11 protein-coding genes are annotated in these 9,578 nt (G+C 36.1%); 5 read left to right on the top strand and 6 right to left on the bottom strand.

Going from position 1 to position 9,578, the window contains the following annotated elements; genetic code table 11:
* Positions 1-146: 146 nt before the first annotated feature.
* Positions 147-1,022, bottom strand: a complete 876-nt coding sequence (locus CQA66_RS08720; protein ID WP_104763806.1) for a 3'(2'),5'-bisphosphate nucleotidase CysQ family protein — start codon at positions 1,020-1,022, stop codon at positions 147-149.
* A gap of 378 nt (positions 1,023-1,400) precedes the next feature.
* Between CQA66_RS08720 and CQA66_RS08715 the strand changes: the two genes are divergently transcribed.
* Complete coding sequence (locus tag CQA66_RS08715; protein ID WP_104763805.1) at positions 1,401-1,805, top strand: DMT family transporter; 405 nt, start codon at positions 1,401-1,403, stop codon at positions 1,803-1,805.
* Positions 1,802-2,116, top strand: a complete 315-nt coding sequence (locus CQA66_RS08710; RefSeq protein WP_104763804.1) for a DMT family transporter — start codon at positions 1,802-1,804, stop codon at positions 2,114-2,116. The genes CQA66_RS08715 and CQA66_RS08710 overlap by 4 nt, the downstream gene beginning before the upstream one ends.
* A 65-nt stretch (positions 2,117-2,181) precedes the next feature.
* Here the strand turns inward: CQA66_RS08710 and CQA66_RS08705 are convergent, their stop codons facing one another.
* Both CQA66_RS08705 and CQA66_RS08700 read right to left on the bottom strand, forming a co-directional pair.
* The gene (locus CQA66_RS08705; RefSeq protein ID WP_115582652.1) at positions 2,182-3,390 is read right to left on the bottom strand and encodes an MFS transporter; all 1,209 of its coding nucleotides are present in this window, start codon (positions 3,388-3,390) and stop codon (positions 2,182-2,184) included.
* A 189-nt stretch (positions 3,391-3,579) separates the two neighbouring features.
* A complete protein-coding gene (locus CQA66_RS08700; protein ID WP_104763803.1) occupies positions 3,580-5,139 on the bottom strand; it encodes an MFS transporter in 1,560 nt (519 codons plus the stop codon).
* A 137-nt stretch (positions 5,140-5,276) separates the two neighbouring features.
* Between CQA66_RS08700 and CQA66_RS08695 the strand changes: the two genes are divergently transcribed.
* Positions 5,277-5,732, top strand: a complete 456-nt coding sequence (locus CQA66_RS08695; RefSeq protein WP_104763802.1) for an Rrf2 family transcriptional regulator — start codon at positions 5,277-5,279, stop codon at positions 5,730-5,732.
* On the opposite strand, the gene CQA66_RS08690 is transcribed toward CQA66_RS08695, so the two are convergent.
* The 3 genes from CQA66_RS08690 to CQA66_RS08680 form a co-directional block, all read right to left on the bottom strand.
* Positions 5,729-6,367, bottom strand: a complete 639-nt coding sequence (locus CQA66_RS08690; RefSeq protein WP_104763801.1) for a GyrI-like domain-containing protein — start codon at positions 6,365-6,367, stop codon at positions 5,729-5,731. The two genes, CQA66_RS08695 and CQA66_RS08690, sit on opposite strands and share 4 nt — an antisense overlap.
* Positions 6,368-6,391: 24 nt before the next feature.
* Positions 6,392-6,745 (bottom strand): transcriptional regulator, encoded by a 354-nt coding sequence (locus tag CQA66_RS08685; protein ID WP_104763800.1) that lies wholly within the window; start codon positions 6,743-6,745, stop codon positions 6,392-6,394.
* A gap of 618 nt (positions 6,746-7,363) precedes the next feature.
* Positions 7,364-7,720, bottom strand: a complete 357-nt coding sequence (locus CQA66_RS08680; protein WP_104763799.1) for a winged helix-turn-helix transcriptional regulator — start codon at positions 7,718-7,720, stop codon at positions 7,364-7,366.
* A 161-nt stretch (positions 7,721-7,881) separates the two neighbouring features.
* Between CQA66_RS08680 and CQA66_RS08675 the strand changes: the two genes are divergently transcribed.
* Complete coding sequence (locus CQA66_RS08675) at positions 7,882-8,469, top strand: NAD(P)H-dependent oxidoreductase (protein WP_104763798.1); 588 nt, start codon at positions 7,882-7,884, stop codon at positions 8,467-8,469.
* 354 nt (positions 8,470-8,823) lie between these two features.
* Entirely contained in the window at positions 8,824-9,375 is a 552-nt protein-coding gene (locus CQA66_RS08670) for a YceI family protein (RefSeq protein WP_104763797.1), read from the top strand.
* The last annotated feature ends 203 nt before the right edge of the window (positions 9,376-9,578 follow it).

Raw genomic sequence — 9,578 nt, 5'->3', positions numbered from 1 at the left:
AAAAGAATTCCCCTTAGTCTCGGGGGCTCGGAAAGTGTTAAAAAAAAAAAAAAAAAAAAAAAAAAAAAAAAAAAAAAAAAAAAAAAAAAAAAAAAAAAAAAAAAAAAAAAAAAAAAAAAAAAATACGAAAAGTAACATTTTATACGTTAATAATATTTCAAGATGTCTTGATAGATAGTTCCTCCGATTTGTTTTGCATTAAATGCAACAAAATGGTTATTGGCAAATGTTTTTTTATTATATGTTAGAGGTTTTTTCTCTTGAAAGTCGAGGATAATACCGCCCGATTCACGCAAAATAATATCGCTCGCTGCTGTATCCCATTCTTTAGTGCCATTAAAACGAGGATATATTTCTGCTTTACCACTAGCAAGTGCGCAAATTTTTAATGATGATCCCAAATGAATAACCTCTAGGTTATATTTCTCAATAAAGACGTTTGTTGCTTTAGAATCATGGAATCTTGAACTACAAGCAATGATTCGAGAATTCTGTGAGAGATTGTTAGAGCCGCCATGTAATCGTATGCAAGATTGCTCCAAAAGAGCTATCTGCAATCCTTGTGATTCTGTATTATTTCGTATATCCGACGTCTCTACATAGAAGCTTCCATAACCTTGCTCGGCAAAATACAATTCATCAAGACAAGGCGCATAAACAACGCCCAATACAACATCACTTTTATGCACTAAAGCAATGTTGATTGTCCATTCGCCAATGCCAGCTATAAATTCTTTTGTCCCATCAAGAGGGTCAATCAGCCAATAATATTCTAAATCTTTACGTTTTGCATATTCAAGAATCGCCTCTTCAGAGCAAATTTCGTAACTATACAATGTTGCAAGTTTTTCCATAATATACGCATTGGATTCTCTATCTGCTTGTGTAATAGGCGTACTATCTTCTTTTAATAGAAGATCAATTTTACAACTATGATTGTGGCATTTTTGATAAATATTTAGTGCTATTTCTCCAGCTTTTATTGCAATGGAAATTACATCATATAAAATAGTAGATAGCATAAAATGATCCTTTGATAGATGATAAATTACAAATTATTCGTAACTTTATTAATTTTATATTGAGAATCGCAAATTATTTGAATCATAGTACGAAATGCTAGTATCTTGGGTTTTTAAATCTTATATTTATTGTTGCGATTTTGTCGTCCTTATATGGAGTTTTTTGATGCCCAAAGTATCAAAACGTCTCAACTTCTAAAAGTGTAATTCAAGGAAGCTATTGTTATGCTATAATGCTGAGATTACAGGAGTTTTAATGGTTTCTTTGATAAATGCTATGGCTATTATTCTATTAAATTTATTATCTCCTTTTATTCCCACTTCTCTATAACCCTTTCTCTTTTTAATATTTATTATTTTATATTCTAGGAGAATCTTATGAAAAAAATAGCAATCAATACAAATATGGCTTGGTGTTTGGTGATTTTTGGTGGCATTGTGGAATGCTTTTGGGTTAGTGGGCTGAAACATGCTGATAATTTTGCACTCTATGCGCTCACTGGGATTGGGATTATCATCTCCTTTTGTTGCGCAATTTTAGCGATGAAAAAAATTGAAGTAGGTGTATGTTATGCGGTATTTGTAGGCATTGGCACAGCAGGCGTTGTTTTAGCTGAAATGTTTGTCTTTGGTGAGAAGTTTTCATTACTTAAAATTAGCTTTATTATCTTATTGCTCATTGGCGTGATTGGTCTGAAATTTGTAAGTAAAGCAAATGATAATGCGCCAAACACTCTTGCAAAAGATTTAGGACTTGATGAAATCGCTAAGGAGGCGCCATGAGCTGGGTATTTTTGATTTTAGCAGGTTGTGCAGAGATTCTAGGAATTATTGCTATGAAGCAGCTCCTAACCACAGGCAAAAAGATTTTTATTTTAGCCTTAGCTCTTATTTTTATGCTAAGTTTTGGTTTACTCTCTTTAGCGATGCAAGAAATCTCTATGGCAACAGCCTATGCAATATGGACAGGAATCGGTGCTGGGGGTGGAGTGATAGTTGGAATTGTGTTTTTTAAAGAGGACAAAAGCTTTTTAAAACTTTTCTTTTTATTGCTTATTATTCTCTCAAGCATTGGCTTAAAGGCGCTCTCTTGATTCTTAAATGAAAACCCCCTAAAGTATTGGCGCGCATAAGTGTGATGATTGTGAGGGCGATGATTCTATTGAGGGGTAGAACGTATTATCGCAAGGATTGAGAGCGCAAATAGCATCAGTGCTGCAATCAAAAATAAATTTACTATTCCAAAAGAACGTACGAGAGGTTGTGAAAGTAAGGGAGAGACAAACTGCCCAAAATAAGTAACCGAGCTTAAAAGCCCCATAACCTTACCGCGATGATTCCATGGAGTATGCGCAAGCAAGCACGAAGAGTTATTCACTATCACGCTCCCGCCGCCACAGCCCAGAATAAAAAGCCCAAGAAAAACCGAATAAAAATTGTGCCAATAAAAAATACATAAAAACCCACAACCCATACAGGCAAACCCTAGAACATAAATCATTTTCACACTAAGCAATCGATGGAGCTTTGGATACATCATAGAGGATATTCCATACGCAAGCGCAGAAGAAGAAACACAAAGTCCAGTGATCAATTCGCTTTTGCCAAGATTATGTGTAAGAAAATGCGGAATCTGTGTGGGCGAAACAAAATAAGCCACCATTACTGCAAAGGCAAAAAAATAAATAGGGATAAAGGGGAGAACACAAAGCGGCTCGGTTGGAGTGCTTTGTGTTACGTTTACCTTTTTGCTTGTACGAGGCTCAAAGAGCGTGAACATAGCAAGCACAGCTAAGGCTATTCCCGCACCATAAACATAAAAAGGATAATGCCAATCAAACATTGCCAAAAACCCGCCAATACACATAAACAATGCACTCCCACAAGCAGTTGCAAAGCCCTGCAACCCAAGTGCCTTTTGCCTCTCATCACCCACATAATAATCTGATACAAGCGTGCTTGCGGCTGTCATTACAAAAGCAGTTGCCAAACCAAAAAACACACGCGTCAATAAAATCCAATAAATGTTATCCCACACAACAGCCAAAACGCCACTAATACTCCATAGAAACATTGCGGGAATGAGGAATTTCACCTTTCCAAATTTATCAAGTAGCATGCCGCTAATAGGAGAAACCAGCATTACGCACAATGCAGGCAAAGTAAGAATGAGCTTCGATAAAATATCAATATGTGCAATATGGGCAAAATGCTTCTCAATATCGGGTAGAGAAGCCGCAACAACAGTACCACCTAGCACCGTCATCGATGTGCTTGAAAAAAGAGCGAACATAAAAAGCGGGCGATGCGTCCATTTGTGCAATCTCTTTGAAAGTATCTCGCTCTTTGAAAGTATCTCATCTTTCATAATCACTCCTTTATGCTATATTTAAGAATCTAAAATAATTATATTTTAAAGTGTAAATGAAAATAGAATGAATATTTAGAAAATTAAGAAGTTACGTAAAATCCATAAATCAATTTCATGGATTTTCTTGAGAACTTTTCTCGATTATTTGTATCTCTCTAAATCACAGCTAGACAAATAAAAGCCCATTCACTTGCGCAACAATAACCCAATAATGAGGCTTAAAAAAAGACACAAAGCCCCCAAAACCCAGAGACTTATAAAGGTAGCCTGCTTGTAAAAAGAAAGTGCATGATGGTAAAGCCGATCTTCAAGAGAGCTTAGATTTCCACTTGATACAATGGAAATAAAGGAATGAATGAAATCTATATCATACCCCACAAAATGAGCAAAAGCATAGAGATTTAGAAATGCCACACAAAGCGCGGCATAAAGCGCAACACCTATGGCTTCAGAGCCCAAGCGAAACGAGTTAAGCACCCCTGCTGCAAGCCCAGCTTTGGAGGATTCTACCTTGCTAAGCGCAAGCCCATCAATCGCCCCTGCGTGCAAGCCCATACCACAGCCGATAATGAAAAGCACAAATGCAATCATGCCCATTTGTATCCAACCACTCAAAAAATAAAGAATGAACAAAAGCAAAAAGATTCCCAAGCTCATCACTAAAGATATAGCAAGGGCAAATTTCTTAGAATCCATGCCTTTATTTATAAGTCTTGCCGCTACAAGAGGACAAAACAACATAGGAGTAGTCAAGGCAAGCATAAAAGCCCCCGTTTGAAAGGCAGAAAATCCAAAAATAGCCGAAAGAAAGCTTGGGAAATAAGTTAGCAAAACAACAAAACTAAAGCCAGCAACCACAGTTACAAGGCTAAAACCTAAAAATGCAGTGTTTTTCAGGACAGCAACATCTAAAAAAGGTTGAGGAATAGCATTATCTTGGCAATTAGCATATTTAATAGAAAGTCTCTTTTGTTGCAAGACAAAACAACAAAATAAGCAAAGACACAAAGTCGTAATACTAAGAGTTTTGGGCTCTTTGAGGGCATGCAGATTCATAATAAGCTGCATCAAACTTAACATAAAAGCAACAAAAAGCAAAGCACCTTTGCTATCAAAAGAACGGGAGATTCTCTGTTTGTGTGTGGGGATAGAAGAATGAGGCTTTGTAAAAGAAGATATACCTAGCTTATTCTTAGAATACGTATAGAATCCTTTAGCAGCAAAGCAAAGAACTAGAGCCAAAATAAAAGAATGAAAGAGAAAAATAGCGCGCCACGAGATAAAATCAATCAAGATTCCACTGATTGTTGGACCAAAGGTAATGCCAAGCCCAGCCGTTGTGCCAAATAGCGCAAATGCTCTAGCGCGACTTTCTGCCTCAAAGCTTTGTCTCAAAAGGGCACTGCCGCATGCAAACACGCTCGCCCCGCCAACGCCCGCACATGCGCGAGCAATATCGAGCCACAAAAGGGCGGGCGCAAAACTAGAAAGCAAGGAGCCCACAAGATAGAGAGCCACACCTGCAACAAAGCAAGCTCTTACGTCAAACCTATCGCTTAACGCTCCCCAAATCAGCGTAAAACACGCAAAACAGAGATTAAACGCATTCACAACCCACGCTAACAAGGCAGAATCTGCCCCGAGATTTTCGGCGATATGGGGCAAGGCAATGGCAGTGCCAGAAATCGAGCTTGGCACAACAAAAACAGCAGGCAGAAGGACAAGCAAAAGAGGCTTAGAAGACATGTAGACATTCCTTTTGAGAGTTGATTATATAATGTAATATATTATATTATAACTAAGCAAAATGAAATATAACACAATTTGACTATAATATCAAGTAGCAAGTGTGAAATATTCGTTGACAAGAGAAAAGGAGTAGAATGCAAATCCCTTCACGTTTTAGCGTTGCAATCCATATTTGCCTTTGTTTGGCATTTTTTGATGAGGAACTAGAAATAAAATGCAATAAAAAACATTGTAAAAAGATGACAAGTGAGGCTTTAGCAGATTCTGTGGGGGCAAATAGCGTGATTGTACGTAATATTCTTATCCAACTCAAAGTAGCGGGAATCGTGAATATAGCACGAGGCAGCGGCGGGAGCAAGCTTGCAAGGGACCCAAGAAATATTAGTTTGCTTGATATTTTTCATGCCGTGCAATCGGTAAATGAGAATCAGCTTTTTCGATTCCATACTAATCCAAACGAGCTTTGCCCTTTGGGCAAAAATATCCATTCCTTGCTAGAGCCACATTTTAAAGAGGCGCAAAAAGCCTTAGAAGGCTATCTTGAAAGCATCACATTGATTGACATACTCAATAATTTACAAATAGATTAGAGTTTCTCTGATAGTTCTCGCACAGGAATGCGGATAATCGTTTTTAGCTTTTCTGGAATAGTATTATTAGGATTACTCAAATAAATCTCATGATGAGCCCTTATTAAGCCATCTTTCTTTGTGCCAATATCGTTATGAAGCGAAGCTTGAATGATAAAATCCTCGATTTGTTCAATGCTTTTTGGCTCATTATCATAAGAACCGACATGCAACATCTGAACACATAACCCTTCCTCAAATGCAATAAATGATGCCCGCTCACAATCTAAATTCTTTTTGCGCAAAACTTCATTACATGCCCATTCAAAAATATCTTTGGTAACAAAATCTGGCTGGGCAATCATTGCCTGCCATATAAAATTGTCTTTGATTTTTATATCTCCTTCGTTCCACCATAGCGATTCCAAAGGAGGCACGACATAATCAAAATAGCCTTGAATATTTTTACCTTTATCCATTTTTATTGCATAAGAAAGGGCATAGAGAATCTTCAAAGCCTCTTGATATTCCCTATCATTTGGGTTGCCCTTTCCATATATGGAAATAAAGGACATCTTGGGCACAAAAATGCGCGCTGGAGTTTGCTTTGGTGCATATAAATCTTTAAAAACCTTTTTAAAATCAAACTTTTGCATATTGTCTCATTTCGTAGTGTTTTGTCATTTTTTTGCTTTCTTGGGCTTAGGAATGGGTAAAGTTGGAGCAAGGACAAGAACGACTTCTTTTAGCAAGCTAGGCGAATCTACATCGAGGATATAATATTCTTTTGCACCAGAATAGGGGAATCCCTTAGTGGCAGATTCTAAGATAGGCTTAAGAATTTCATGCTGCTTGACATAGAGAATCTCATCGCAAAGTAGAAAAATCGGCTTAGGCACAGGGCTAGAAGAATCGAGCACATAGATACAATACTCACCAAACATTTTCTTCGCACTGAAACGATACTGTTCGCCTTGCAACGCATTATAAAGCATCTCGAGCACGAAGTCTTTGAAATTTTCACTCGTTGCCATTGCCTATCCCTGTCTCTTGATAATAATATACTAACACAAAACGCATGAAAATCACTTCATATATTCATTTATTGCTCCCTTGCTTTCAAGTGTTTGATACTTTCATCGCTTAATCAATCATGTCTCAAGTCTTGCATAGCAAGGCTGAAGAATCTCATCAGGTCAATAGAGATGCTTCACATGCCTTTAACATGACAAACCTTGTCATTCTGAGTTTTCGCAAGAAAACGAAGAATCTCAGAATATAGAATCTCTTAAAGATTCAAAACAGAGATGCTTCGCCTGTGGCTCAACATGATAAGGGAGGAGCAATATGACAAATAAAAGCAAAGCAACAAATGGATATTCTTAAATACTATTTGGTTGTTTTAGATTCTACCGTGCTGTCACAGCATAGATAATGCTTTTGATAAATAGTTCCTTTTCTAGGAGCTTTGTGTCATTTTCATTTAATTTTCATAAATTCTTGCCACATATTTATTGTGTATGTGGTTTTATTTCATTAAGAATTTTATTTCCTATTTGATAATTAATATTCAAGCTAGCAAGGTTTAGCGCATATCAAAGAAACATACGGCTCTATCAATCAAAAATCATTGACTTATAGACAAATGAATCTTATTTTTGTATTTCTTGTTTATTATTCTTGCCCCATTCACACATACAATCCAAAATAGGAATCAAAGTCTTCCCTTTTTGAGAAAGGCTATATTCTACCTTTGGTGGAATCTGCGGGTATTCTTTACGTTCAATTAAGCCATCATTCTCAAGCTCTTTTAGCGCATTGGTCAAGGTTTTAAATGAGATTCCATTCAAATAACGTTTCATTTCATTATACCTTACGACATCAAAACGAAAAAGGCAATACAGAATACTCATCTTATATTTCCCAGCAATCAGCGAAAGCGTATAGGCAAAGGGCGAATCTGATAAGCATAAATCATGCGAAAGCTGTGTAGGGCAGGTGTTTTGCATTTCTAGCTCCTCTTTTTATTTCCTAAATTTTAAGAAATTATACTCTCTTTTTGGTAAGTATCACACTTTAATTTCCGTATTGTATTTTTTAAGAGTTTGACTTATAATTTTCATCAAGAATTCTTGTATAAGATTCTTAAATTAATTCTTAAGGAATGAGAATGCGAACAATTCTGCTGCTAAATGGCGGCAAGGCTTTTTATGAATCAGGTGGCAAACTTAGCGAAACCTTGCAAGAAATAGCAAAAGAGACTTTAGAATCTTTAGGTTTTAATGTGCTGGAAACACACATTGATAAAGGTTACAATGAAGCACAAGAAATACAAAAGATTCTAAGCTCTGATGTTTTAATATGGCAGTTTCCAGGCTGGTGGATGGGCGAACCTTGGATTGTTAAAGAATATATTGATAAAGTCTTTATGGCAGGAGTCAGGACAGGTAAATTTCTAACAGGAGATGGACGTCATAGAGACAGCCCAAGCAAAAACTATGGCAAGGGTGGCTTATTAAAGAGCAAAAAATATCTCTTTAGCACGACTTGGAATGCCCCGCTAGAGGCATTTGAAGATAAAAATGAGTTTTTTGGCGGTATTGGCATAGACGGAGTGAATTTGCATTTACACAAGGTATGCGAGTTTGTAGGAATGTCTGCTCTACCTAGCTTTACTTGCTATGATGTGGTAAAGAATCCTAAAGTAGAGCAATATATTGCGGATTATAAGACACATTTGCGCAAAGTATTAGGATAAGCCTTTGATTTATAAATGTTCTTTTACTCACATAGAGGCTTTTCTAAAATCCAAAGTTTTTGCTATTTCATTACATCAAATGGATTCCTAAACTCGAGTTCTCTGTGTAAGTGATTGCTTTCTTGCGGAAATTCGAAATGACATGTAAACTTTAAGTAAATCATTATGAAATCAATAATCATCTTACCTTTGGAAACATTGCCACAGAGTTCGTTTGCTTATTTTGTCTAAATAATAGGCTTTAAAAAATTTTTCATAAATTAAATAATCTGCTATTCAATTTACTCAATTTCATTAGAATAAATGCCCTTAACAAATATTTATAAATTAATCATAATAATTAAGGATTAGATAATGAAAACATTTTTTCTTTTTATTAAGCTTTATTGTCTTTTTGCGCTGGTTTTTTGTGGTATTAGCTTTAGCCGTGAATATAATCTGTATAAAGATTCTCATATTGGTTTTTCTGCTGGAAAATTTGGTTTGCTACGAGTGCAAGGCGAGTTTAAGAGAGCTAGCGGGTCTCTGCAGTTGGAAGGCGAAATAATCAAGTCTTTACAGGGTGAGGTTGTAATCGCCTCTATTTTTACTGGAGATATGAAACGCGATGCGCATCTTTTAGAAAAAGATTTTTTTGATGAGGAACATTTCAAGACGGGCTATTTTATTATGAAAAGCTATGAACCACAAAAGCATACTGATGATGGTGTTGTCGGTAAGGTTATCGGGGATTTAAGCCTGCATGGCAAAAAACGTGAAGTTGTATTAGATAGTGTTTTACAAGTCGATAGCAGCAAGCCCAAGCTTATACTTAAAGGTAAAATAAATATTAAAGATTTTGGTATCAAAGGCTCAATGATGAATAACAATAAGGTTTCTATCAATATACAAACAATATGGGAATAGTAACATCGTTTTGAAGGAATGAACTGCAAGTTAATATTTTGGTGTGTATTATCAAATTTACTTTGTTTTACATAAGGATGTTTACTCCTCCATTTATGGGACTACTTTATATAAACTCTCTCCATAAACCCTCTTTATTTAAAATTTGTGTTCTTATATTATTGAGATTCTACAATCTTAATCTCTGTTTTGGTGAGATTGTA

The sequence above is a fragment of the Helicobacter aurati genome (assembly GCF_003364265.1).
Taxonomy (GTDB): domain Bacteria; phylum Campylobacterota; class Campylobacteria; order Campylobacterales; family Helicobacteraceae; genus Helicobacter_A; species Helicobacter_A aurati.
Note: the sequence above shows the minus strand (reverse complement) of the source record. Positions and strands in the feature narration are given on the sequence as shown.